Source organism: Ruegeria sp. HKCCSA071 (assembly GCF_017872555.1).
Lineage (GTDB): Bacteria > Pseudomonadota > Alphaproteobacteria > Rhodobacterales > Rhodobacteraceae > Ruegeria.
This window is the reverse complement of record NZ_JAEDOX010000004.1, coordinates 1-25,519: the sequence shown is the minus strand read 5'-3', so window position 1 is coordinate 25,519 and position 25,519 is coordinate 1. Positions and strand designations below refer to the sequence as shown.

The 25,519-nt window shown below is 58.3% G+C and carries 24 protein-coding genes; 11 read left to right on the top strand and 13 right to left on the bottom strand.

Features of this window, described 5'->3' with window-relative positions:
* Positions 1-7: 7 nt before the first annotated feature.
* From rodA to I9188_RS10990, 5 genes are read right to left on the bottom strand one after another with little or no spacing between them, the layout of a single operon-like run.
* Positions 8-1,147, bottom strand: a complete 1,140-nt coding sequence (gene rodA / locus I9188_RS11010; protein WP_209506418.1) for a rod shape-determining protein RodA — start codon at positions 1,145-1,147, stop codon at positions 8-10.
* The gene (gene mrdA / locus I9188_RS11005; RefSeq protein WP_209506415.1) at positions 1,144-3,093 is read right to left on the bottom strand and encodes a penicillin-binding protein 2; all 1,950 of its coding nucleotides are present in this window, start codon (positions 3,091-3,093) and stop codon (positions 1,144-1,146) included. The genes rodA and mrdA overlap by 4 nt, the downstream gene beginning before the upstream one ends.
* Positions 3,090-3,626, bottom strand: coding sequence for a rod shape-determining protein MreD (locus tag I9188_RS11000; RefSeq protein ID WP_209506413.1), 537 nt, complete (start codon positions 3,624-3,626; stop codon positions 3,090-3,092). The genes mrdA and I9188_RS11000 overlap by 4 nt, the downstream gene beginning before the upstream one ends.
* Positions 3,619-4,521, bottom strand: a complete 903-nt coding sequence (gene mreC / locus I9188_RS10995; protein WP_209506411.1) for a rod shape-determining protein MreC — start codon at positions 4,519-4,521, stop codon at positions 3,619-3,621. The genes I9188_RS11000 and mreC overlap by 8 nt, the downstream gene beginning before the upstream one ends.
* 58 nt (positions 4,522-4,579) lie before the next feature.
* Positions 4,580-5,626: a rod shape-determining protein gene (locus I9188_RS10990; RefSeq protein WP_039523195.1), complete on the bottom strand. Its 1,047-nt coding sequence runs from the start codon at positions 5,624-5,626 to the stop codon at positions 4,580-4,582.
* Between the two features lie 155 nt (positions 5,627-5,781).
* Between I9188_RS10990 and rlmJ the strand changes: the two genes are divergently transcribed.
* The gene (gene rlmJ / locus I9188_RS10985) at positions 5,782-6,567 is read left to right on the top strand and encodes a 23S rRNA (adenine(2030)-N(6))-methyltransferase RlmJ (protein ID WP_209506409.1); all 786 of its coding nucleotides are present in this window, start codon (positions 5,782-5,784) and stop codon (positions 6,565-6,567) included.
* Between the two features lie 105 nt (positions 6,568-6,672).
* Here rlmJ and I9188_RS10980 read toward each other — a convergent pair whose 3' ends face one another.
* The gene (locus I9188_RS10980; protein ID WP_209506407.1) at positions 6,673-8,241 is read right to left on the bottom strand and encodes a 2-isopropylmalate synthase; all 1,569 of its coding nucleotides are present in this window, start codon (positions 8,239-8,241) and stop codon (positions 6,673-6,675) included.
* 290 nt (positions 8,242-8,531) lie between these two features.
* Here I9188_RS10980 and I9188_RS10975 point away from each other — a divergent pair, with 290 nt between their 5' ends.
* Entirely contained in the window at positions 8,532-9,197 is a 666-nt protein-coding gene (locus tag I9188_RS10975; RefSeq protein ID WP_209506405.1) for an SDR family NAD(P)-dependent oxidoreductase, read from the top strand.
* A gap of 4 nt (positions 9,198-9,201) precedes the next feature.
* On the opposite strand, the gene I9188_RS10970 is transcribed toward I9188_RS10975, so the two are convergent.
* On the bottom strand, positions 9,202-10,683 hold the full coding sequence (locus I9188_RS10970) for a 2-isopropylmalate synthase (protein WP_209506403.1): 1,482 nt from the start codon (positions 10,681-10,683) through the stop codon (positions 9,202-9,204).
* Between the two features lie 153 nt (positions 10,684-10,836).
* On the opposite strand from I9188_RS10970, the gene I9188_RS10965 reads away from it, so the two are divergent.
* From I9188_RS10965 to I9188_RS10955, 3 genes are all read left to right on the top strand, one after another.
* Positions 10,837-12,495, top strand: a complete 1,659-nt coding sequence (locus I9188_RS10965) for an NAD+ synthase (protein ID WP_209506401.1) — start codon at positions 10,837-10,839, stop codon at positions 12,493-12,495.
* A gap of 308 nt (positions 12,496-12,803) precedes the next feature.
* Complete coding sequence (locus I9188_RS10960; protein ID WP_245220582.1) at positions 12,804-13,028, top strand: hypothetical protein; 225 nt, start codon at positions 12,804-12,806, stop codon at positions 13,026-13,028.
* A gap of 136 nt (positions 13,029-13,164) precedes the next feature.
* On the top strand, positions 13,165-14,496 hold the full coding sequence (locus tag I9188_RS10955) for an FAD-binding oxidoreductase (protein ID WP_209506399.1): 1,332 nt from the start codon (positions 13,165-13,167) through the stop codon (positions 14,494-14,496).
* 4 nt (positions 14,497-14,500) lie between these two features.
* On the opposite strand, the gene I9188_RS10950 is transcribed toward I9188_RS10955, so the two are convergent.
* Positions 14,501-15,433 carry an MBL fold metallo-hydrolase gene (locus tag I9188_RS10950; protein WP_209506396.1) on the bottom strand — a complete coding sequence of 311 codons (933 nt, stop codon included), beginning with the start codon at positions 15,431-15,433 and terminating at the stop codon, positions 14,501-14,503.
* 116 nt (positions 15,434-15,549) lie between these two features.
* Here I9188_RS10950 and I9188_RS10945 point away from each other — a divergent pair, with 116 nt between their 5' ends.
* Complete coding sequence (locus tag I9188_RS10945; protein WP_209506394.1) at positions 15,550-15,984, top strand: DUF1801 domain-containing protein; 435 nt, start codon at positions 15,550-15,552, stop codon at positions 15,982-15,984.
* Between the two features lie 75 nt (positions 15,985-16,059).
* Positions 16,060-17,385: a glutamate--tRNA ligase gene (gene gltX / locus I9188_RS10940; protein WP_209506392.1), complete on the top strand. Its 1,326-nt coding sequence runs from the start codon at positions 16,060-16,062 to the stop codon at positions 17,383-17,385.
* A 48-nt stretch (positions 17,386-17,433) separates the two neighbouring features.
* On the opposite strand, the gene I9188_RS10935 is transcribed toward gltX, so the two are convergent.
* On the bottom strand, positions 17,434-18,003 hold the full coding sequence (locus I9188_RS10935; protein WP_209506390.1) for a gamma-glutamylcyclotransferase family protein: 570 nt from the start codon (positions 18,001-18,003) through the stop codon (positions 17,434-17,436).
* A 93-nt stretch (positions 18,004-18,096) separates the two neighbouring features.
* Between I9188_RS10935 and I9188_RS10930 the strand changes: the two genes are divergently transcribed.
* The gene (locus I9188_RS10930; RefSeq protein ID WP_209506388.1) at positions 18,097-18,543 is read left to right on the top strand and encodes an Rrf2 family transcriptional regulator; all 447 of its coding nucleotides are present in this window, start codon (positions 18,097-18,099) and stop codon (positions 18,541-18,543) included.
* A gap of 2 nt (positions 18,544-18,545) precedes the next feature.
* Here the strand turns inward: I9188_RS10930 and I9188_RS10925 are convergent, their stop codons facing one another.
* Both I9188_RS10925 and I9188_RS10920 read right to left on the bottom strand, forming a co-directional pair.
* A complete protein-coding gene (locus I9188_RS10925) occupies positions 18,546-21,074 on the bottom strand; it encodes an FtsX-like permease family protein (protein WP_209599618.1) in 2,529 nt (842 codons plus the stop codon).
* Positions 21,071-21,766, bottom strand: a complete 696-nt coding sequence (locus tag I9188_RS10920; protein WP_209599617.1) for an ABC transporter ATP-binding protein — start codon at positions 21,764-21,766, stop codon at positions 21,071-21,073. The genes I9188_RS10925 and I9188_RS10920 overlap by 4 nt, the downstream gene beginning before the upstream one ends.
* A gap of 66 nt (positions 21,767-21,832) precedes the next feature.
* Between I9188_RS10920 and I9188_RS10915 the strand changes: the two genes are divergently transcribed.
* The gene (locus tag I9188_RS10915) at positions 21,833-22,459 is read left to right on the top strand and encodes an arylesterase (protein WP_209506707.1); all 627 of its coding nucleotides are present in this window, start codon (positions 21,833-21,835) and stop codon (positions 22,457-22,459) included.
* Between the two features lie 18 nt (positions 22,460-22,477).
* On the opposite strand, the gene I9188_RS10910 is transcribed toward I9188_RS10915, so the two are convergent.
* Entirely contained in the window at positions 22,478-23,032 is a 555-nt protein-coding gene (locus tag I9188_RS10910) for a L,D-transpeptidase (protein ID WP_209506382.1), read from the bottom strand.
* A 168-nt stretch (positions 23,033-23,200) separates the two neighbouring features.
* Positions 23,201-23,407 (bottom strand): cold-shock protein, encoded by a 207-nt coding sequence (locus I9188_RS10905; protein ID WP_209506380.1) that lies wholly within the window; start codon positions 23,405-23,407, stop codon positions 23,201-23,203.
* A 521-nt stretch (positions 23,408-23,928) separates the two neighbouring features.
* Here I9188_RS10905 and I9188_RS10900 point away from each other — a divergent pair.
* Positions 23,929-24,366, top strand: coding sequence for a hypothetical protein (locus I9188_RS10900; RefSeq protein WP_209506378.1), 438 nt, complete (start codon positions 23,929-23,931; stop codon positions 24,364-24,366).
* Positions 24,367-24,502: 136 nt separating this feature from the next.
* Complete coding sequence (locus tag I9188_RS10895) at positions 24,503-25,102, top strand: transposase (protein ID WP_209506375.1); 600 nt, start codon at positions 24,503-24,505, stop codon at positions 25,100-25,102.
* The last annotated feature ends 417 nt before the right edge of the window (positions 25,103-25,519 follow it).

Genomic DNA, 25,519 nt, shown 5'->3' with positions numbered 1-25,519 from the left:
TTTCAGATCAACGGGGGCGGTGAATATGGGCGCTTTGGACGATGCCAAAGGCTGCCATCAGAACCAGCATGGCCGAGCCACCATAGCTGACCATTGGCAGTGGTACACCCACGACCGGAGCCATGCCCATCACCATTGACATGTTGACGGCAAAAAACAGGAAGAAGTTCAGCGCGATACCCAGCGTGACCAGAGATGAAAACCGGTCCTTGGTTGCCAGTGCCGTGACCATGCAGAAAACCAGAATCAATGCATAAAGGGTCAACAGGGTCGTTCCCCCGACAAATCCGAACTCTTCGGCCAACGTCGTGAAAATGAAATCGGTATGCTTCTCGGGCAGGAAGTTCAGGCGGGACTGCGTGCCTTGCATGAAACCACGCCCGTTCCATCCCCCGGACCCCAAGGCAATCTTGGACTGGGTAATGTGGTATCCGGCCCCCAATGGGTCGGTGGACGGGTCCAGAAAGGTGTCGATGCGCCGAAACTGATAGTCCTTCAATAATTGCCAGTCGGTCCCACGGCTGTTGAACACAGCGGCGATCAGGCCCACGACAGCGGCAATAACGGCGGCAAAATAGGCCCAGTGAACCCCTGCCAGAAACATCAAACCACCTCCTGCGGCGAGAAGCAGGATGGATGTGCCAAGATCGGGCTGTTTCAGAACCAGCAAAGTAGGCAGGATGATCAGGACAACCGGGATAAGAACCCAAAGCGGACGAGACGTTTTGTGCGAAGGAAGCCAGTCGTAATAAGCGGCAAGCAACATGACCAGCGTGACTTTCATGACCTCCGAGGGTTGCAGGCGCATGAACCCAAGGTCGATCCAGCGCTGCGCACCCATGCCGATGGTGCCGAACAGTTCAACAAATACCAGCAATGCCACCGAGCCGAGATAGGCCAGCACCGACATGTTGCGCCAGAACCAGATCGGAACCAGTGCGATGATGAACATCACTGTCAGGCCAAGCCCGAAACGTTCCATTTGCGGCTCGGCCCAGGGCGTCCACGAACCGCCCGCAACAGAATACAGCATCAGAAAGCCCGCGCTGGCGGTGCTGATCAACAGCAACGTCAGCGGCCAGTTCATATACAGAAACTTGCGAAATCCCGACGGCGTGGACTTGACGGCATATTCAAGATAGCTCATGCACGGTCCTTTTCATCCGGTCGCGCCTTGGGGCGCTTGTCACCCTCCAGCCGTTTTTGTTGTTCCTTGATGCGTTCGCGGTCGGCGACGGGGTAGGCTTCAAGCGGCGGTGTGCCGTCATAAAGAGCTTGCAGCATGATGTCGCGTGCGACCGGCGCTGCGGCTGTGGACCCGCCGCCGCCATGTTCAACAACCACGGCCACGGCATATTTTGGGTTATCATACGGTGCGAAGCAAACGAACAGCGCGTGGTCGCGACGCTCCCATGGCAAGTCCTCGTTTCGGATCACGCCTGCGGCCCGTTCGGCTTTTGTGATGTTTCGAACCTGACTGGTTCCGGTTTTCCCCGCCATCCGGAACTCATCCGCGATGATGCGGCTTCGATATGCCGTTCCTCGCCTGTCATTCGAGACCGAGAACATAGCCTTGCGGACCTGTTCCATATTGTAGGAGTTAAGGCCCAGTGGCTCTCCGGCGCCTGAGGGTTGTTCGACACCGTCGATCGAGCGTACCAGGCGCGGCGTGACTGCGCGACCGGTGGCGATACGGGCTGCCATTACAGCCAGTTGCAGCGGTGAAGCCAGCATGAAGCCCTGACCGATGGACGCGTTGGCCGTATCGCCCACAAGCCACTCCTGACCGTGCGCGCGCCGCTTCCATTCCTGATTGGGGGCCAGCCCATCTGCCACCGCCGACATCGGGATGTCATGCTTGACCCCCAGTCCCAATGTGCGGGCCATGTCAGAGATCTTGTCGATGCCAACCCGCAGAGCCACGTCATAGTAATAGACATCGCAGCTGCGTTTCAGCGAAAGATTTAGGTCGACCGTCCCATGTCCGCCTCGCTTCCAGCAATGGAAACGACGGCTGCCGACCTTCAGGTGTCCGGGGCAGTACACGGTATTGCCGGGGGAAACTACGCCAGCTTCCAACGCGGCCAGCGCGGTGACCATCTTAAAGGTCGATCCCGGAGGATATGTGCCTTGCACGGATTTATTCGCCAGCGGGCGGTACTTGTCCTCTGTCAGTGCCCGGTAATCTGCGACCGAAATGCCACGAACAAACAGGTTTGGATCGAAACTGGGTGCAGAGGCGACCGCACGCAAGTCACCGGTTTCGCAGTCTATGACAACTGCGGCCGCACTTTCACCCGCCAGTCGCGCCTGTGCATATTGTTGCAGATCAGCGTCGATGGACAGTTGCAGATCTGCGCCGGGTTGTCCTTCCTGCCGGTCAAGTTCGCGCATAACGCGCCCCGTCGCGTTGACCTCGACCCGCTTCGCACCGGCTTTGCCGCGGAGTTCGATTTCCTGTTTGGCCTCAAGGCCAACCTTTCCAATCTGGAACCTTGGAATGCGCAATACCGGCTCAGGGTCTTCGATCTTGCTGAGGTCATAGTCACTGACCGGGCCGACATAGCCCACGATATGTGCGAAATCTTCGTATCGTGGGTACTGCCGCGTCAGGCCGACCTCGGGCGTTACACCCGGCAGGGCCGGAGCATTGACCGCAACTTTCGAGATATCCTCCCACGTAACCTGATCCGCCAGCGTCACCGGCAGAAACGGGGCCGAGCGGCGCATTTCAGTCCTGGCGCGCTCGATCTCATCTTCGTTCAGAGGGATCAGTTCCGACAGTTTGGCGATGACTTTTTCCACGTCATCGGCGTCTTCACGCACGATGACGATGCGATAGGAAGGTGAGTTCTGGCCGATGATCTGGCCGTTCCGGTCATAGATACGCCCTCGGGTTGGCGGGATAAGCCGGATATTGATGCGGTTTTCTTCGGCCAACAGGCGGTATTCGTCGGCCTGTTCTACCTGCATGAACCGCATTCGAGCAGCCAGCCCGCCTATGAACACCGCCTGTAGACCACCCAGCAACAAGGCTCTGCGTGGCAGGCGCTTATAGGCAAGGCCCTCGGATTTGGGTTTACGCTGTTTCATGCCCGGCTTCCGACAGCGCTGACATCAGCAGCGGAAATGCGGCGGACCCCCAACGCGCTTTGGCTAAGCAACACGACCAGCGGGTAGACAGCGACCGTCAACACAAGCTGAATCACGACCGGCCCCAATGCGGCCTGTTGCACGGACATCACCGATAGTATGAGCCTGTTCATCAATATGACCGCCGTGATCACAATGCCGACAGACATCCACTCGCCGGCAAACCCCGCATCCCTCATGCCCAACGCCGCTGACCGCAGATAGGCTGACCCGACTACGGTCAGCGCGGCCAAAAGGCCCGGTGGACGTTGCAGCAGAAAGTCAGCCATCAGCATGACAAGCGCAACCAATACAGTCGGGACGAAATCGGGCCGCCGCAATACCCAGGCAAAAGTCAGGGCAATCAGGACGTCGGGAAAAGGCCAGCGATCGGGTTGAGCGTCCAACGGCAACAGATGCAGAAACAGCACAGCAAAAGCCAGCAAGGCATAAAGGCTGCGCATAGCCCAGATTTGCGAGGCCGGTCTATCCATCGCTGACCTCATCCGGGGTCAGCGCTGCCTCTGGGCGGGTAGGTCCGACGATACTGCCCGGATCCTGAATGGGCGGAGCCGAGTGAAACCGCAGAACCCTAAGAAATTCGAGCCTTTCGAAATCTGCTGACAGGCGGACCCTCAGGCGCCCCCCGGGATCTGCCGCGATTTGACCGATCAGCAGGCCCGCAGGAAAAACGCCGCCATCACCCGAAGTGATCACCCGGTCGCCGGGGCGAACCAACTCGCGGTTTTCAAGAAACTCCACCGCGGGTGCGGGGTTGTTGTCGCCTTTGATCAAAGCGGTCTGGCCAGAAGGCTGAATGGTTGCGGGAATGGCGCTGGTGGCGTCCGTCACAAGGATCACGCGTGCCGTGTCAGGGCCAACACCTGAAATCCTGCCGACCAGGCCAATGCCGTCCATCGTGGCCCATCCATCCACGATCCCGTCACGCTCTCCGACATTCAGCAGAACGGATTGCCGGAATGGCGACCCGCTGTCGGCCATGACAACGCCGGTGATATAGGTCAGACGAGGGTCAAGGCGGACATTGTTCAGATCCAGCAGTCGTGCGTTTTCCTGTTCAAGCTGCAAAGCAGCCTCTTTCCAGGCGCGCATCAGGCGCAGTTCGCTACGCAGTTCCCTGTTCTGCTCGCTCAGGCGCTGATAGCTTTGGAAGTCACGCACCAGATTGACGGCGGCAGTCACCGGGACCATGGCCCATTCCATAGATGGTACAACCGTATCCACGATTCGCGCGCGGAACCGTTCTACGCGCGGGCTGTCGATGCGCCACAGAAGGAAGATACCAAGCAGGCACAGCACAACGATCCCCAACAACAAGCGGCGCAGGGGGGTCGTATACTCATCGCGCTGTGATCGGTCTTTTGCCACAGGTTACCTTCCCGTGCTGCTCGCGCCGACATAACCCTATCTTCCGAGGGTGCGCGCCTTAGCTTTCGTAGTCAATCGCGTGGCGCAGCTGTTTTTCATATTCCAGTGCCTTGCCGGTGCCCAAAGCCACACAATTCAGGCTTTCGTCCGCAATGGAAACCGCCAGGCCTGTCTGTTCGCGCAGGGCCAGGTCCAGATCGCCCAGCAGCGCACCGCCACCGGTCAGCATCACACCGCGGTCGACAATGTCCGCAGCCAAGTCGGGCGGCGTTGTCTCAAGCGCGGTCATAACCGCCTCGCAGATCTGTTGCACGGGCTCTGACAGCGCTTCGGCCACCTGGGCCTGGCTGATTTCGATTTCCTTGGGCACGCCGTTCAACAGGTCACGCCCCCGGATATGCATCGACTGACCGCGCCCATCGTCGGGCATCCGGGCGGTACCGATGGTTGTCTTGATACGCTCAGCCGTGGATTCACCAACCAGAAGGTTCTGTTGGCGACGCAGGTAGGAAATGATTGCCTCGTCCATCCGGTCACCACCAACGCGGACCGAACGGGCATATACGATGTCACCCAGCGACAGAACAGCAACCTCGGTGGTGCCACCGCCAATATCGACAACCATGTTGCCGGTCGGGTCGGTGATCGGCATGCCGGCCCCAATCGCGGCAGCGATCGGTTCGGCAATCAGGCCCGCGCGGCGGGCACCTGCAGACAGGACCGACTGACGAATTGCGCGTTTTTCAACAGGTGTTGCGCCATGGGGGACGCAGACAATGATCTTGGGTTTCGAGAAGGTCGAACGTTTGTGCACCTTGCGGATGAAGTGCTTGATCATTTCTTCCGCAGTATCAAAATCCGCGATCACGCCTTCGCGCATCGGACGGATGGCCTCGATCGAACCGGGCGTCCGACCCAGCATAAGCTTGGCATCTTCGCCAACAGCCAGAACTTTCTTCACACCGTCCTTGACGTGATAGGCCACAACCGAAGGTTCAGACAGGATGACACCGCGCCCCTTGACGTAAACCAGCGTGTTTGCTGTTCCAAGGTCGATAGCCATGTCCGCTGTGAACAGGCCGCCCAGATTGCCAAAGATCCCCATGTTTTCCCTGATCCTGTAATGTCGGTTTTCTACTGCCCGCGACTCGACGGTTCCGGGACGGATGACTTATAGGGTGCCATCACGCCCGGTAAAAGGGCTGATTCCGCGACAATCAGCACCTTTCCGCCTTATTGAATGGGACTTTAGAAGGCAAGATGCTCTCTTATCAACACATTTACCACGCCGGGAATCTGGCGGATGTCCAAAAGCACGCATTACTGGCGTGGGTGCTGGATTATCTGACACGCAAGGACAAGCCGCTCAGTTATGTCGAGACGCATTCCGGGCGTGGGTTGTACCGGTTGGATGCAGACGAATCTATTCGGACAGGAGAGGCAGAGGCAGGGATCGGTCGCGCACAGCGGGAAGGGTGGTTCGGGCCCGACCACCCGATGGAGCAGCTCCTGAAGCAGGTACAGGCCCGGTACGGCGAAACGGCCTATCCGGGATCGCCGATGATTGCTGCGACTATGTTACGGGAACAGGACAGTTTGCACCTCGCGGAACTGCACCCACAGGAATTTGCGGCCCTGTCGCTGGCGATGTCGCCGTTTGGGGCGAAGGTCTATCAGCAGGATGGGTTCGATCTGGCGCAGTCTTTGCTGCCTCCGACTCCACGCCGGGGCGTGATGCTGATTGACCCAAGTTACGAGGTGAAAGCCGATTACGACCGCTTGCCCGGCATTATCGCCAAGCTGCACCGCAAGTGGAATGTGGGCGTGATCGCCCTTTGGTACCCGATCCTGACGGACAATCGACATGCGGGGATGACTGCGGCGCTCAAATCGCGAAACTACCCCAAAGCCATTTGCCACGAAGTGACGTTCCCGCCTGCGCGTGAGGGGCACCGGATGATTGGGTCGGGCATGTTTATTGTGAATGCACCATTCGGTATCGGCGGCGAAATGAACCGCCTTTCCGAGCTTTTCGCACAACTTTAGCAGCATACGAGGTGATGGTCGGTATGCAGCGCCCAATCAAGCGCTGTGAATCGGGTTGGATTTTCCGGGCAACCAAACTTGCGGTTGCCCGGATGATTTATGCAATCACGTCAGGTCTTTATAGCTGATCTCGCGCGCATCCGCGCCCGGGCCAGCTTTTTCACGGCGCACAATCAGGCGGTTGAGAGCGTGGATATAAGCTTTTGCTGACGCCACGACGGTGTCGGTGTTTGCCGACTGGCCGGTTGCGATCATTCCATCCTCTTCCAGGCGCACGGAAACCGTTGCCTGCGCGTCCGTGCCTTCGGTCACAGCATGAACCTGATAAAGCTGAAGCCGTGCTGTGTTGGGATAAATCGCACGGATCGCCTTAAAGGTCGCATCCACAGGGCCGTCGCCATGTTCGGTGGCCGTTTTGTCCAGGCCTTCAACTTCAAGCTCGACCGTCGATTCCGCCTGACCGCCCGTGCCGCAGGTCACCTTCATCGAAACCAGCTGCAGGTGGTCGTCAGCCTCGTCCAGAGTCATCAGTGCAATGAGATCGTCGTCGAACACCTCTTTCTTGCGATCCGCCAGATCCTTGAACCGAACAAAGATATCCTTGAGCTGGTTATCGCCCACCTCAAACCCCAGCGTTTCAAGCTTGTCACGCAAGGCTGCGCGGCCCGAATGTTTGCCCAGCGGTAAGGATGTTCCCGACAGACCAATGTCCTCAGGACGCATGATTTCAAAGTTTTCGCGGTTTTTCAGCATCCCGTCCTGATGGATGCCACTTTCATGGGCAAAAGCGTTCTTGCCGACAATTGCCTTGTTGAACTGCACCGGAAAGCCCGAGACCGTCGCAACCCGACGCGAGATGTGCATGATCTTAGTGGTGTCGATGCCAGTGTGCCACGGCATGATATCGTTGCGCGTGCGCAGTGCCATGACCACTTCTTCCAACGCCGTGTTGCCAGCGCGTTCGCCCAGACCGTTGATGGTGCATTCAATCTGACGGGCACCACCTGCCACAGCGGCCAGCGAGTTCGCGGTCGCCATGCCAAGGTCATTGTGGCAATGGGTGGCAAAGATCACGTCATCCGCCCCCGGCACCGTTTCGATCAGACGCTTGATCAGGTCCGCGCTTTCCACCGGAGCGGTATAGCCCACCGTATCCGGGATGTTGATCGTGGTTGCCCCGGCCTTGATTGCGATCTCGATCACCCGGCACAGGTAATCCCATTCGGTTCGGGTCGCGTCCATCGGAGACCACTGCACGTTTTCGCACAGGTTGCGCGCGTGGCTGACCGTTTCGTGGATCTTGTCGGCCATCTCGTCCATCGTCAGGTTCGGAATGGCGCGATGCAGGGGTGAAGTGCCGATGAACGTGTGAATGCGGTTTTTCTCGGCGTGTTTTACCGCCTCCCAGCAGCGGTCGATATCGGCAAAATTTGCGCGGGCCAGACCGCAGATACGGCTGTTCTTTGACCGCTGCGCGATCTCGGATACCGCTTTGAAGTCACCTTCGGATGCGATCGGAAAACCGGCTTCGATGATGTCGACGCCCATGTCGTCCAACAGCTCGGCAATCTCAAGCTTTTCGTCATGGGTCATGGTGGCGCCAGGGCTCTGCTCGCCGTCGCGCAAAGTGGTATCGAAGATCAAGACGCGGTCTTGGTCGGTCACGTTGGTCATGGGGTTCTCTTTCTTCTTCTGTCCTAAAGCCTATGGCGCGCTGGCGTCCTCCTCTGAGCGGGCGCGCCGGATGGCACGCTCAGAGGCGGATTAGGATCAGTAGGCCACGCAGCCACGCACCGCGAAGGGCGGTGTCGACACAAGGGATATCTGCGCGGTTGATCATGGGATTGAGGTTATACAGAGCCCGCCGGGAATGAAAAGAACCAATTTGCAATACGTGAACTTCTGGCAACTGCCCGTGTTTAGACCACCTTGATTGTTCGCACTGCGCGGCTAGCTGATCCCGGATGGAAACTGCATTGATAATTGGCGCTTCTGGCGGGATTGGCGCAGCCGTTACCAGACGGCTGGTTGAGCAGGGCGTTTCGGTCACGCGTTTGTCCCGGTCGGAAGAAGGCTTTGACCTGACCGATCCGGACGGGGTGATGCTGAAGCTTGATAACCTACCAGGTCAGTTTGATCTGATCCTGGTGGCTTCGGGTGCCTTAGAGATAAACGGCGCTGTGCCGGAAAAAACCCTTCGGGCGATTTCAGCTAGTGCCATGATGGATCAGTTCGCGTTGAATGCCGTTGGTCCGGCATTGGTGCTAAGCCGCGCGTATCAGCTGTTGCCGCGACACAGGCGATCTGTATTCGCGGTGCTGTCGGCGCGGTTGGGATCAATCGGGGATAATCGGATAGGTGGCTGGATCAGCTACCGTGCGGCCAAGGCAGCGGTCAATCAGGTCGTCCGTACTGCCGCAATTGAATTGGCCCGAACACATAAACAGGCGATTTGCGTCGCCCTTCACCCCGGCACGGTAAAAACAGAGTTCACGAACAAATACCTGGGTCGTCATCCTGCCGTCGAACCTGAAGCAGCCGCCGATAACCTGTTGAACGTGATACGCGGGTTAACGCTCGCTGATACCGGCGGGTTCTATGATTGGGCCGGTAAGCCGGTCCCGTGGTGAGCCTTCACCCGTCCGAGGTTCCGGTTGCCTCTGTATTTGCATCAGGGTTGGGTTGCGGGGCAGGGGTGTCAGCGTCGCTCTGCTGGTCCGAGGTCTGATCCGGCAACACGCCGTTTTCCCAGACACCGCTTTCCTCCTGGCCGTTGGCATAGCGCATCGTCCCACTGCCCTGCCGTTTGTTGTCGACAAAGCTGCCCTCATACACATCCCCGTTCGAGTAGGTGGCGGTACCCACGCCGTTGATTTTTCCGTCCGACCAGTCGCCCGTATACTTGAACCCGGCAGGGGTTATGATTTCCCCTTTGCCGTGCCGTTTTCCGTTCAGGAAATCACCGGTGTAGACCGTGCCATCGGAATAGGTCGCCTTGCCTTTGCCCTGACGCACGCCTTCAACCCAGTCGCCGTCATATACCGAGCCATCTGCGCGCGTAACCACACCCTTGCCGTGGCTTTGCGCGTTCTTGAACTGGCCTTTGTAGATCATACCATTGGTATAGGTGGCCGTGCCCTGACCCTCGATAACACCCGCGATCCATTCGCCTTCATAGGTCGATCCGTCCGGATAGGTGATGCTGCCGTTTCCTTCGGCCAGATCGGCAACGAAATCGCCGACATAGACAGAGCCATCCGGATAGGTCACTTCACCAAGGCCTTCAATCTGCCCGGCGTTCCAGTCGCCGGTATACACAAAGCCGTCTGTTCCGGTGAACGTACCTTTGCCGTGGCGGCGGTCGTCGACGAAATCGCCTTCGTACACATCCCCTTGGGCGTGGGTCACTTTGCCCTTGCCGTGGCGGCGCCCTTCTAGAAGCTCGCCTTCGTATACGTCACCGTTGGAGTAGGTCAGGTTACCCATCCCGGTGATCTGATCCCCGGACCAATCCCCTGAATACACCATCCCGTCTGGCATTGTCTGTGTGCCGGTGCCATCGCGCAAGCCTGCGTTGACGTCGCCGTCGTAAACGCTGCCGTCGGCATATGTGATCTTTGCTTTGCCCTGCCTTTCACCGTCGACCCAGTCGCCATCATAGATGTATCCGTCGGGAAAACTCAGCACGCCTTTGCCATGTCGCTGGGCGTTCCTGAATTCACCCTCATAGCGCGTGCCGTTCGCGAATTCAGCGATGCCGGTGCCGTTGATTGATCCGTTCGACCAATCGCCATCGTAGCTGCTGCCATTGGCATAGATGATCTTGCCGCGCCCTTCGGGTTGACCCTTGGCGAACATGCCTTCGTAGACTGACCCGTCGGGGTAGTGTGTCGTACCTTGACCCTGAATTTCGCCTTCTACCCATTGCCCGGTGTATTCAAATCCGTTCGGCAGCCGATACGTTCCTGTCCCGTGCCGCAACCCGTTCTCATAAGTGCCCTCATAGACACCGCCAACTTCATCATCCTTGACGATGACAGTCCCGTCCTGCGCGAAAGCAGTGGCCGCCGCCAGACTCATCCCCGCCGCCAAAATTGAGTTTCGGATCACGTTCATTTCTGGTCCTGTCTGCCCGGTCGTCGCTGGTGATATCTCTTGTGCAAAACTAAGGTACCGTTGCAGGCAGAGCAACGGCTTTTGCCGCATTGGTCTTTTACTCGCGCGGTGATCTGCTAAATGGCAATAGGACTTACGAGGCAAGAGGGCAGCATGGCCGACCGTTTCCGCATCACTCTGGCGCAACTGAATCCGACCGTTGGCGATATCGAAGGCAACGCGGCAAAGGCCGTTGCGGCATGGGAACAAGGCAAAGCAGCGGGCGCGAATCTGGTGGCTTTCCCCGAGATGTTCATCACCGGCTACAACACGCAGGATCTGGTTCTCAAACCGGTATTCCACCGCGCAGCCATGTCTGCGGTCGAAGCGCTGGCCGCAAAATGCGCCGAAGGTCCTGCAATTGCCATAGGTGGCCCCTGGGTCGATGATGGAAAGCTGTACAACGCCTACCTGATCCTGAAGGGTGGCCGGATCACCAGCAAGGTTCTGAAGCACCACTTGCCGAATGAGACGGTGTTCGACGAAGTGCGCCTTTACGATGCGGGACCATTGGGTGGGCCGTATTCGGTAGGAAATTTCCGGATTGGCAGCCCGATCTGCGAAGACAGCTGGCACCCTGACGTGGCAGAAACGCTGGAGGAAACCGGGGCCGAGTTTTTGTTGATCCCCAATGGGTCACCCTATTTCCGGGATAAATACGATGTGCGACTGAACCACATGGTCGCGCGCGTGGTCGAAACGGGCCTGCCGCTGATCTACCTGAATATGGTGGGCGGGCAGGATGATCAGATCTTTGATGGTGCCAGTTTTGGCCTGAATCCGGGCGGGGAATTGGCGTTCCGGATGCCTGTTTTCGACGAGCTGCTCTCGCATGTCGATCTTGAGCGCGGCGAAGACGGCTGGCGGATCGCATCAGGCGAAATCGTGCCCCAACCGGATGAGTGGGAGCAGGATTATCGCGCGATGGTGCAGTCCCTTTGCGACTACATGGGGAAAACGGGATTCAAAAAGGCGCTGCTGGGCTTGTCCGGCGGGGTCGATTCCGCGCTGGTCGCGACCATTGCGGTCGATGCCATCGGGGCCGAAAATGTCCGCTGCGTGATGCTGCCGTCGGAATACACCAGCCAGGCCTCGCTTGACGATGCCGAGGCGGTCGCCAAAGCGCTGGGCGTGCATTATGACTACGTGCCGATCTCGGACAGTCGCGCAGCCGTCACCAGTACTTTGGCCCCGTTGTTTGCAGGGCTGGAAGAAGGGTTGACCGAAGAAAACATTCAATCCCGCCTGCGCGGGTTGCTGTTGATGGCGATCTCGAACAAGTTCGGCGAAATGCTGTTGACCACCGGCAACAAATCCGAAGTCGCCGTGGGCTATGCCACGATCTATGGCGACATGAACGGCGGCTATAATCCGATCAAGGATCTGTACAAGACCCGTGTGTTCGAAACCTGCCGCTGGCGCAATGCCAATCACCGCGACTGGATGATGGGCCCTGCAGGCGAAGTGATCCGTCCCTCTGTCATCGACAAACCGCCCAGTGCGGAACTGCGCGAAGATCAGAAAGACAGCGACAGCCTTCCGGATTACCCGGTGCTGGACGGAATACTTGAGATCCTGGTCGATCAGGACGGATCGATCGCGGATTGCGTCGCTGCTGGGTACAACGAAGCAGATGCTCAGCGGGTCGAACATCTGGTCTATATCAGCGAGTATAAACGGTTCCAGTCCGCCCCCGGTACGCGCCTGAGCAATCGCGCGTTCTGGCTGGACCGGCGGTATCCGATTGTGAATCGCTGGCGCGATCGCCCCTGATTGCCGCAATTCGCGCGCTGAATTGGAAACAGTAAAGCTTCTTTCCTTTTGATTGTTTTTCGATTTCTCGTTATGGGTCTGCCACGGGCGCTAAAACCGGCCTCTGACTTGTTGCAGTGACAACTTTCTGCCACACTTTAGCTTGAAATTTGCCCAATGTGGGGCGGATGCGACGCAATTCTCAAAGTCGCAAGCTGATTTTGATGAAGTGTGACGCATCCGGGGTTGGATGTCTGAGTAAATGGTTTGGTTTTGACATGTATGAGGAATATCAAGGATCGCATCATGCTCTTTTGACCCGGCGGACAATGGAATCTCCGCCGCAAGAGTTGGATGAGGAAAAGCTGGAAGCGGCGATTGCCGGTGTCCTGAATGAACAGCGGCTGTCCGACGAACAGGCAGCGGCGTCGCTTCGGGCTGAGTTTCCAAGCTTGTTGCCGCAGAAGGACGTAACCGCGCAGACCGTGCAAAAAGACACCGGGCTGACCGCGAAGCTGCGTCAGAAATGGGCGGAACTGTCCGGCGCAGCGTGATGTGCTGAGGGCTTTCGCTGCCATTGGCGTCTGGGCCACAGACACAAAAATAGTGCCGATGTAGTGACAATTCGTGTTGCCAAACTTCTGGGCCTTGGTCCCCATACGGGTTCAGGCGACAGAGTAATGCGTATTTATGACGGCACCAAAACCGAACCCCGTAGAATCCGATCTTGCCCTTCCCAAATCTGTTGATGTTGTCGTTATTGGCGGCGGCATAATCGGCGTTTCAACCGCGCTGGAACTGGCAGAACGCGGCGCTTCCGTCCTTTTATGCGAAAAGGGACAGATTGCGGCAGAACAAAGCTCGCGCAATTGGGGGTGGGTGCGTTTGGGTATGCGTGACCCGCGCGAAATTCCCCTGATGCAAGAGGCGTTGCGGATCTGGCAGACCCTTGATGCCCGCCTGGATGGCAATACCGGCTATACGCAATCCGGCATTCTTTTCGGCGCGTCCGGCAAGCGGGGAGAAGTCAACCTGAAACGTTGGATGCGCCACGTGGAGGGATTGCAGACCGGGGCAAAAATGGTGTCGGGACGCGAGTTGGCAGAGTTGTTGCACGGGCATGAAACCGGCCTGACATCCGCCCTGTACATGCCGCAGGACGGGCGGGCTGAACCGCAATGGGCCGCCCCGGCCATCGCCGAATCCGCACGGCGTCTGGGTGCTGTGATCATGACAGGATGCGCCGTGCGAAGTTTAGACATTCAGGATGGGCGTATCGCGGGTGTTTTCACCGAGCGCGGCAAGGTCGCCTGCGGGCGCGTGGTTCTGGCGGGGGGCGCGTGGTCGCGTCTTTTTGCGGGCAATGCAGGTATCAATCTGCCGCAGTTAAAGGTTTTGAACACGGTTCTGCGGACCTCTCCGGTAAAAGATGGGCCCGAAACTGCGCTATGGTCGGATGATTTTGCGATCCGAAAGCGCGCAGATGGGGGGCACACCATCGCGTCCGGACATCAGAACACGGTCGATATCGTACCGGACAGTTTCCGGCTGGGGTTGCAGTTTCGCTTTGCCTTTGCGCAGGAATGGAAATCCCTGCGCTTTCGCTGGTCAAAACAGTGGGCTATCGAGGCCCGTCAGAACAGAAGATGGTTGCCGACCGACGTGACCCCGTTCGAGCTGTGCCGGGTTTTGGATCCTGAACCTTCGCAGAAGTTTTTGCGACAAGCCTGGGCCAGTGCACGAAAAGGAATTCCTGCGTTGCAGGACAGTGAAATCGTCCAAAGTTGGGCGGGTATGATTGATGTTACCCCCGACGCCATTCCCATAATCTCGGGCGTGGATGACATGCCGGGTATGTATATCGCCACGGGCTTTTCCGGCCACGGCTTTGGCATCGGGCCCGGCGCCGGCCGCCTGACGGCTGACCTTGTCACTGATTTAACCCCTTGTGTGGATCCGACCGCGTTCCGTCTGTCTCGGTTCACTGACGGCTCAAAGGTGCGACCGGATCCGGGTTACTAGGGGCTTAGCCCATCATCTGATAGCTGACCGGAACAAAGCGGAAGCCCTCGCCCCGTGTCTCGACAAAGCCCGCGGCAGGGAAGGGCATGTGATAGCCGACCATCGGCACCTTGTCGGCTGCCAGCATGCCAAGAACATTACGGCGCGCGGCTGTTGCGGCGGCCTTGTCCATGTCAAACCGAACCTCCCATTCCGGATGGGCAAAGGACCAAACGTAATGGTTGGCCAAATCCGCTGTCAGCAGAAGGCGCTGTCCGTTGCTTTCCAGATGATAGACCGTATGGCCCGGAGTATGGCCGTGGGCCGCCACCGCAGTTATGCCCGACGCCACTTGCTCTCCATCACCGATAAAGCTCATCTTCTCGGCCAGCGGTGTGACTTTTGCGGCTACAAGATCACCGACATTGTTTCCGGCCTCTTGCGCGGACCAGAAATCGTATTCCGTTGCCGAGGTCACATAGCGTGCGTTGGCAAAGGTCGGTGCGCCATCCGTTGTCATGCCGCCAATATGGTCTGGATGCATATGGGTCAGCACGACAACGTCGATCTGATCCGGGCTGACACCTGCATCGGCCAAAGCGGCCTGAATGCCACCCTGCCCCAGACCGGTGTCGAACAACACCAGTTCCGATCCGGTGTTGACCAGTGAGGGGGTAAAGAAGAACTGGGCGGTGTCGGCGGGAATAAAGTTCTCTGCCGAAACCTTTGCAAAGTCTTCATCAGACGCTCCGCCGCCAAAGATATCCTTGGCGCCGTCGCGCGGCAGGCTGCCATCCAGCAGGGTCGTGACGGTAAAGTCGCCGACCTTGAAGGTTTTGGCGATGGTCGAGTTGGCCTTGGCGTCAGAGCTTGCGGCCAAAACCGGCGCTGCTGCCGTGGCAAACGGCAAGGCGGCAGCAGTTCCCAAGGCGGCACGGCGAGTAAGTTTGATTGTCATTATCGTTCTCCCTGTCAGAACACCTTTAGAAAAACTAGAACGGTGTGAGATTCTGACCAGATGTTACGACATCCACGTAGGGTGCATGGATGAACAATACGTGTTAATTTTTGTTCATGCCGCGATCGCAGAACAAAACCGTTCCAACAAATCAAAGTGTAGAAGATTTCCTTAACTCGGTCCAATCAGAACGCCGGGCCGAGGAGGCGCGCGCTCTGGATGAACTGTTTCGGGCCACCACCGGGTTTGATCCGGTCATGTGGGGCCCGTCGATGATCGGGTATGGCCGTTATCACTATCGCTACGCCTCGGGCCGAGAGGGCGATTTTCTTGCAACCGGGTTTTCCCCGCGCAAGTCGGCGCTGGTGATCTATATCATGCCGGGTTACGCGGATTTTGGCGGCATTCTGGCCCGGTTGGGCAAGCACAAGCTGGGCAAGTCCTGCCTGTACGTGAACAAGCTGGTGGATATCGACATGCAGGTTCTGTCGGAACTCATCCGCGCCGGGTTGACCGACCTTGGCAGGATATGGCCCGTGGAACCGCGTTGAATCACCTGATGGATCAAGCGGCGGCTGGACAAAAACGCGCCCATGTGACAAGAGCCGCGCCAACAGGAGACACCCATGACAACCACCCGTTTTGCCCCGTCGCCCACCGGTTACATCCATGTGGGCAACCTGCGCACCGCCCTGATGAACTATCTGATCGCCCGCAAAGCAGGCGGTACGTTCATCCTGCGCATCGATGACACCGACCCCGAACGCTCGAAAGAGGAATATGTCGATGCCATCAAACAGGATCTTGAATGGCTGGGTTTGCACTGGGATCGTGTCGAGCGTCAATCCGAGCGTTTGGACCGCTACGCCGAAGCGGCTGACAAGTTGCGCGCGATGGGGCGGTTCTATGAAGCGTTTGAGACACCGACCGAGCTGGACCTGAAGCGCAAGAAACAGCTGAACATGGGCAAGCCGCCGGTTTATGACCGTGCCGCGCTGAACCTGTCGGATGCCGAGAAGGATGCGCTGCGCGCCGAACGTGGCAACGGTGTCTGGCGTTTCAAGCTGGATCACGAACGGATCGAGTGGACCGACGGTATTTTGGGCGACATTTCGATCGATGCGGCCTCGGTTTCTGATCCGGTGCTGATCCGTGGTGATGGGCAGGTTCTTTATACGATCGCTTCGGTGGTAGACGACACTGAAATGGGCGTGACTGATGTCGTGCGCGGCTCGGACCACGTGACCAACACTGCGACCCAGATTCAGATCATCAAGGCACTGGGCGGGGATTGCCCGCGCTTTGCGCATCACTCGCTGCTGACCGGCCCGCAGGGCGAAGCTCTGTCGAAACGCCTGGGTACGCTGGCCCTGCGCGATCTGCGCGAACAGGGCGTGCAACCGATGGCACTGCTGAGCCTTATGGCGCGTCTGGGTTCGTCCGATCCGGTCGAACTGCGCTCGGAAATGGCCGAGTTGATCGACGGCTTTGACGTGAGCCGGTTTGGTGCCGCGCCGACCAAGTTCGACGTGCAGGACCTGTTCCCGCTGACCGCCAAACACCTGCAATCTCTGCCGCTGGCGAATGTGGCCGATGCTGTCGCGGATGCCGGGGTGCCTGCTGAGTTAGCCGAGCCGTTCTGGGCCATGGCGCGGGAAAACATTACCACTTTAGCCGACCTTAAAGGGTGGTGGGACCTTTGCCGTGATGGTGCCGAGCCGTTGGTTGCGGAAGAAGATCGCGAATTCATCGCTAAAGCCATGTCGCTGCTGCCCGAAGGCCCGTTTGATGGCGACACCTGGGGAGCCTGGACCAATGCCGTGAAAGAGGCAACAGGGCGCAAGGGCAAAGGTCTGTTCATGCCGCTGCGCAAGGCGTTGACCGGTGCCGAGCGTGGCCCTGAAATGGCTGCGTTGCTGCCACTGTTGCAGGTGATCCGCGCGCGCGGGTAAATCGATACTATTCCAGCAAAAAGGGTCGTGCACAGGCGCGGCCCATATTTATTCCGGCTGTTCAATCCGGGCCGACAATCTGATCAGTCGATCATCAACGAAGTCACGTTCGGCTGGTTTCAGTTGTTGATGTCGTGGGTAACGGGGCTCGGCCCGGTCATTCAGGATCGGGGCATCCCAGCCGCTGGTTGTTGCAAAGAACCGGTCTGCCCCTTCCTCTCCAAATGCCCGTAGATAGCCTTGCACGACAACGTCGATATAACTGAGCAACAAGGGATGGCGGTTGCTGGGCTTGTTGTGCCGACCTTGCGGGACGGCGTAGACCGCAATTTCAACTTCATGTGTCAGCGGATGTGAAACCGACCGGGTTGCCGGAAATCGGTCATAGGCCCATTCCCGTTCATCCAGCGCAGCCCAGTCGTTCTTGGGGACATGCGCGATCATGCCTTCGATCTCAGACTCCGGGTCCGGGACAGCCGTCAGGAACGCGACCGGGCGCAGATCAGTGTGTCGCCATGCACGTTTCCAACCCTTAAGCTTTGCCGGGCGGGGGTCGGGAAAATCATGGGTGGCGAGGTTCACAAGGCTTCCATAACCAAAGAAATACGGGTCGGCCATTGGAACGGCTTCCTTTTGATCGATTGATGTATGTCAAACCGCTTTTTTCCGCGACATGCAATAAGGCTTCATCTTGTTTTCAGGGAGGCCCTCATGCGGATTACCAAACGGACGAATATCGCTGTGCGCCTGTTGATGTATTGTGCTGCACACCCGAACCGGCTGGTCACCAAAGCCGAGATTGCCGAAGTCTGCAACATCTCGGAAAACCATCTGGCTCAGGTGATCAACCAGTTAAGCCAGTTGAATTACCTGAGCACTCAGCGCGGCCGCAACGGCGGTATGTCGTTGGCACGTCCAGCAAGCCAAATCCGGATCGGCGCGGTGTTCAGGCACGTAGAAGGGGCCTTGCCCATCGCCGAGTGTTTTGCGGATGCGGATAACACCTGTCCTTTGACCGATGCCTGTAGGCTGCGGCTGGCGTTGCAGGATGCGGCGGAAGTTTTTTATGCATCTCTGGACGAAGTGTCGTTGGATGCGCTGGTTTGTGACAACGACCCGTTGCTGAAGCTGTTGCAGCCCGTGGCCTGCATACGCTGATCTTAGTCGCTGGCCCGCAAAATTCGGGCTGGCCGGGCAGAGAGAGGGCGCAGTGCGAAGGCAAATCCTGCGCAGAGCGTGACGCCGACACCGGCCAGAACAATGCCAATGGCCGAAGACCAGATCACGATAAAACCTGTGTCGAAGATATAGGTGGCCACGGCCCAGCCGCCCAGGATGCCAACCAGCAAGGCGACGCAACCCGCCGCGGCACCCAGCAGGACCGAGCGCAGTCCAAAACTGCGCAGGATGCGGCCACGGTCAGCCCCCAGCGTCTTGAGGATTGCCGCCTCGTATCTGCGAGCGGGTTCACCGGCGGCTGCCGCACCGATCAGAACCAGAAATCCGGTCAACAAAGACACACCCGCACCATACGAGGTAGCAGCGGCGATCCCTGCCAATAGGCCCGAAACACGGTCAATGGCGTCGCGCACACGGATGGCCGTGATGTTGGGGAACTGGCCCGCAAGATCTCGCAGAATAGCGGCCTCGGCCTGTTCTTCTGCATATACCGTCGCAATAAAGCTGTGTGGTGCGCCCGCCAGTGCCGACGGGTTCATCGACATGACAAAACCCATACCCGCTGTGGAAAAATCCACCTCTCGGGTTGAGGTCAGCTCTGCGGTGATATCCCGCCCCAGGATGTTGACAGTTATCTGATCGCCGAGTTTCAGACCCATCTCTTCGGCTTCTTCGGCTGCAAAGCTGATCTGTGGTGCGCCAGAATAATCCTCGGCCCACCATTCCCCCGCTGTCACCCGTGCATTTGCCGGGGGTCGGGCTGAATAGGTGACGCCGCGATCTCCCTCCAGTACCCAATGGTCACCGGCCACCTCACGAGCGGGGCGGCCGTTTATCTGGGTGATGATGCCCCGCAGCATTGGTGCGCTTTCAATGCGGCTGACAGCAGGATCGGTTTGCAGCCGTTCGGTAAAACCGGGCATCTGGTCTTTTTGAATATCGACAAAGAAGTATGAAGGCGCCACTTCCGGCAGATTGCCGGAGATCGCATTGCGCAGCGTTCCGTCAATCTGCCCAACCGCCGCCAGCACTGACAAACCCAGGCCAAGCGACAAAACCACCGACCCCGCGCCTTCACGCGGATCAGAGATGGCGGACAAGGCCCATCGCAGGGCAGGGCGGCCCCGCGCCAAAGGTGTTCCGACCCGCGTCAGTTTGCGAATGGCATAGGCTGCGAGCGCCAGCAAGATCAGTGCGCCCGCAAGTCCGCCGCTGGTCCACAGGGTTAGGCGAGTTGAGCCGCTGAACCAGGACGCAATCGCGATCAGGGAGGCCAATCCAAACCCGGTTGCCACGACGTAAGTTGCGCGTGGGATGGGACGAGCTGCGCTCAGCGCATCGCGAAACAGGGTTGCGGCGCGCACATCTTCGGTTCTGGCCAGCGGCCAAAGCGTGAACAGAAATGCTGTCAGCAGGCCATAAAGTGCGGCCTCGATCAGCGGTCGCGGATACAGAGAAAACACCGCCGGAACCGGCAATCGGTATTCCAGCAGCGGTGCCAGCAAAAGCGGAGCCATCCCGCCCAGTAGCAGTCCAATTACAATGCCAGTCAGGGACAGCACCCCGATCTGAATCATGTAAGTTTGAAAAATGGTGGAGCGATCCGCGCCCAATGTCCGCAATGTCGCAATGGTTTCCGTTTTCTGGCTCAGATAGGCCCGCACGGCGGCGGACACACCGATGCCACCGACGGCAAGCCCCGACAACCCGACAAGGACCAGAAAGGCACTCAGGCGGTTGACGAATTCTGATATGCCCGGCGCGCCGTTGCGCGCGTCGCTCCAGCGCATCCCCGAGCCCTCAAGCGCCGCGCTGGCACGTGTGGCGACCTCCGACAGGTTCGCGTCTTGGGGCAAGGTCAGCCGGTACCTGGTCGAAAAAAGCGTTCCGGGCTCCAGCAGGCCAGATGCCTGCAACGCTTCGGTACGCACCATTGTACGAGGCCCCAAGGCAAAACCAGCCGCGGCGCTGTCGGGTTCATTCCGAAGTGCGGCCATCAGAATGAACTCTTGCGTGCCTAGCGCGAAGTGATCACCGACCGACAAACCAAGCCGGTCGATCAGAACGGGTTCCATAACGGCACCGGGTAATCCGGACCTGCCGTTCAGGGCGTCGTCCAGCGTGATGCCCGGCTCCAGCTTGACCGATCCGACCAGCGGATAAGCCTTATCCACGGACTTGACCTGGGTCAGAGCACGCTCCGGCCCGGTGTCGCGGGGTACAACCGCCATCGAGCGGAAATCGACAATCTCGGACACCTGCTCGGATGCCTGTTGCATCCAGAGGCGCTCGGCCTCAGTGGCAAAACGATAAGTGAACTCAAGCTCGGCATCGCCGCCCAACAGTGATGCGCCTTCGCGGGTCAGCCCGGTCTGAATCGCTTGACGCACCGATCCGACGGCTGCGATGGCCGCGACGCCCAAGGCCAGACAAGCCAGAAAGATGCGAAACCCGCGCAGGCCCCCGCGCAGCTCTCGACGGGCCAGCCGCGCGGCTAGCCGAAGGCTCATTCTGCGGCCTCCTGCCGGGTCTCGTCGGCAATCCTGCCGTCGCGCAGCCGGATCACCCGGTCACATCGTTCAGCCAGTGAACGGCTGTGTGTCACAAGAACCAGCGTCGCATCATACTTGCTCCGAAGCTCGAACAGCAGATCGACAATCGCGACACCGTTTGTTTCGTCCAGATTCCCGGTCGGTTCATCCGCCAGCAAGATCTTGGGGCGCGGTGCCGATGCACGGGCCAAAGCAACTCGTTGCTGCTCGCCACCCGACAATTGCGCCGGGTAATGATCGCGACGATGCGATAACCCCACCGCATTCAGTTCAGTCTCGGCCCGGTCGAACGCATCTTTGTGCCCCGCCAGTTCCAGCGGTGTCGCCACGTTTTCCAGCGCAGTCATCGTCGGGATCAGGTGGAAATTCTGAAACACGACGCCCATGTTGTCGCGCCGAAACCGCGCCAGGGCGTCCTCGTCCATGCTTGTCAAATTCTGATCCAAGGCCAAGATTTGACCGCTTGTTGCCTGTTCCAATCCACCCATCAGCATCAACAATGACGATTTTCCCGACCCCGATGGCCCGATCAGCCCCAGCGTTTCCCCCCTGTTCACGTTCAACGTAATGTCATGCAAAATATCGACCCGCCCGGCATTGCCATCCAGCGATAAAGCGGCATTTTGAAGAGCGAGAACAGCAGGCGTCATGGGTCTTCCCGATAAAGGAGAGGTTTTTTGGGATATGGAGTGATCACCGTATTGCGCAAGGTTTTGATGGCAAGCCCATTTGTGTTCTGCGGTTTTGCGGCCACAGCCGATCAGGTGGCGATTGCAGCCCTTGGGGACTCGCTGACACAGGGCTACGGGCTGGTGGAAGAGAATGGGTTTGTTCCCCAGCTTGACCGTTGGCTACAGGCGCAGGGCGCAGATGTTCGCGTAATCAACGCCGGTGTCTCGGGTGATACAACGGCGGGTGGTGCCGCGCGGGTGGAATGGACCCTGACACCCGATGTGGACGGAATGATTGTTGCCTTAGGCGGGAACGACGTGTTGCGCGGGATCGATCCTGCTGTTTCGCAAGCCAATCTGCGCAAGATCCTTGAGGTTGCACGAAAAGCGAAGGTTCCGGTCTTGTTGATCGGAATGCAGGCGCCGGGCAACTACGGCGCTGAATACAAGCAGGCATTCGATGGCATGTACCCCGCACTGGCGCAGGAGTTCGAAGTTCTGTTTTTCAGCAGTTTCTTCGAGGGGCTTGCAGCGGAGGGTGATCCCGCAGCCGTATCGCAATTCATGCAATCGGACGGCATTCATCCAAATGCGGCGGGGGTGGCGAAGATCGTCGACGCAATGGGTCCGTCCGTGTTGCAACTCGTGACGCAGGCGGGCGGGGAAGATTAGCCATCCCCGTGATAGCGATCAGACGACCGTAACAACCGTTCCGATAGGGACCCTGTTATACAGATCGATGACATGTTCATTCAGCATCCGAATGCACCCGTTTGACACCGCCCTGCCTATGGTTTGTGGTTGGGTCGTGCCGTGGATTCGGAAATAGGTATCGACACCGTTCTGGAACAGGTACATCGCGCGCGCGCCGAGGGGATTATCCCCACCTCCTGGCTGTACATAGTCATTGTCCTTGAATTTTGCATAGGCCACCGGATCGCGCTGGATCATCTCTTGGGTCGGGCGCCAGGTCGGCCATTCCTTTTTCACATCGATGGTAGCGGTGCCGGTGAATTCCAGACCAGCCTTGCCGACGCCGCAGCCATAGCGGATCGCTTTGCGTGGTTCGGTGACATAGTAAAGATAGAATGAACGGGGGGCGACCAGCAGCTGCCCGGGCAGGAACTGCTTTTTGATGCGCACGAATTGCGGTGTCGGATCATACTCGACCGCTTTCTTGGCGCTGGCAATGCCCGGCAGCAGCGTGGCCGCTGTTCCGGCCAGAAAAACTCTGCGTGTAAACATCGAAACCCTCATCAATTGACCAATGAAACCTAAGAGCCAGTTTCATCATGATATGTTATTTGGTCAATTCTGGGGCAAGCATCACGTATCCGTGATGTGATCAAACAGCCACCAAAACGGTAGCGGTTGAACAAAAGGGTGAGGGATTTCCCTCACCCTTTCAAGAGCTTATGCAAGCTGGATGTTGTCTGCGCTTTCGCGGCCGTCACGACCCGAACGCAGTTCGTACGTGACTTTCTGGTTGTCGGCCAGACCGGTGAGGCCCGAGCGTTCGACGGACGAGATGTGGACGAAGATGTCCTTGCCGCCATCTTCGGGCGCGATAAAGCCGTAGCCTTTGGTGGTGTTGAACCATTTTACGGTGCCTGCTGGCATATCCGTGTCTCCTGTTTGGTGCTGCCCACGGAGTTGCGGCAGCCTGGCGTCGTAGGTCTGGATCGATAGACTGAGCGCCGTAGAAGGAGACAGTAGGTCGAAATAGAAAAACGTTAGCACCTTGCATATGGCATTGAGGCAAGCCTGTGGCAAGAGTGGTTTGTACGGATTGTACAGGGGTCAGAGGGCAGAAAGCCCAATTTGTACAAGAATCCGCTGACGGGTTTGACGCCGTTTGATGGCATCCCGGGTGCTTTGATCACCCTGTCTGTTGATACGCGATGGTAGTGAAAAACCCGGACCCACACTTTTCCGGTCGGCCATGCGGAGCGGTCACCGCGTGCCATACCTGCGCGGGAGAGTGACACTTTTTTTGGTTGCAGGCACGTGGTCAGGACCAGTGTCATTCTGGCCGGTTGTGCGGGGGGTCTTCTCACAACTGACGGTTTTTATTCATTAATCACTATGTTTGGAAATTTCGCTATCCGGTGCTATACTATTTGGCAGCTGGGGGGGCGGATATGAAAGTTGTCTGTACGATAACCTTGTTGTGCTGGGCCGGAGCCGCGCAGGCCCTGACTGTTCCATATGGGACAGAGGGTTCGATGCCGGGCGCGCGTGAAGGCGGGCTCAAATTCCACAACATGCTCGAGTTTGAACACGAGATGAAGGCACCGGTCTTCGCGAAAGAGAATCCGCGCCGTAATGAAAGACGTCGTCGTCTTGTCGAGCTTGGAGGACCCAAGCGTTTGCCCGAGATTCTGGCTGAACGGACGGAGGTCGTGGAAGAATCAGGGCCCGATTTCTGCGAGCTGTGGTGCAATGAGCCCGGGTCAGAAGAAACGCCGGTGGACGTGAACGTCTCGGCCGTGCCGCTTCCGGCCAGTTGGCTGCTGCTGGTTGGGGCGCTGACGGGGCTGTTCGGCGTCGGACGGCTGCGCGGCAACCGATCCGGGTAAGCGCTGCACCTGCAATCATCCTTGAATGCTGTGATATGGGACACCGAAGGTTGGTGGGACTGCCGACCTGCGGCAATGGCCTGCAAAGGCGTGTGTGTTAACCACTTGGTAGTCATACCTGCGCCACCTTGCGCGCATGAGTGATTATCGCCGCGTCCGCATTCCCGGAGCCAGATATTTCTTTACGGTTTCGCTGGCCGACCGGTCGTCAGACCTGTTGATCCGCGAGGAGACGCAGCTGCGCGCGGCTTTTGCTGAAACGCAGCGGGAGCGTCCGATTTGGTGTGATGCGTTTGTGGTGTTGCCCGATCATCTGCACGCGGTGTGGACCTTGCCGCCGGGCGATGCGGATTATTCCACGCGGTGGGGTGCGATCAAAGCGCGGTTCACCATGCGCGTGAACAAGACAAACCGTAGGCCGGGCTTCAGCCCGGCACCGGTACCAGAACATCTACCCGTTGTGACCTCTGGCAGATATGCCGGGCTGAAGCCCGACCTACGGGCCAACAAACGCGAAGGGGCGGTTTGGCAGCGTCGGTTTTGGGAACATACCATTCGTGACGAACGGGATTACCGCAATCACATGGCGTATTGTTGGGGGAACCCGGTCAAGCACGGGTTGGTGGCGCGCCCGACCGATTGGCCGTATTCGTCGATCCATCGCGATATCCGTGCGGGCCGGGTTGATCCGGAATGGAGCGGCGGTGTGATGGAGGGGACGTTCGGAGAGCCGTAGGGTCAAGGAACCCAATTACGTAGGCCGGGCTTCAGCCCGGCATTCGCCATGACCTACAGATCGATTGAAGGGTTTTGAGGCCATTCATCGGCGTATGTTGGTAAAAGTGTGGGTGTTTCGAGGGGTGCCGGGCTGAAGCCCGGCCTACCAGTTGGTGTGAGGGGTGCGAGTGCTCAACTTACGTTTGCTATCACGTCTTGAATTGCAATGAACTGTTAGCCATCTGACTGGTGAGATCAGCAGAATCATGGAGTTATCTATTGAAAGAGAAAGATTATTTGGCGAAAGGTCATGCCCGTCAAATCGTTGAGGAGTGCCAGTTGTTTGAAGGCGATTTCCTTAGGGTCAGGACTCATAGCCAGTAGATGACGAGTGCTGCGAGGGCGATGGCTGACAGGAAGACCTTCGGGCACCTGT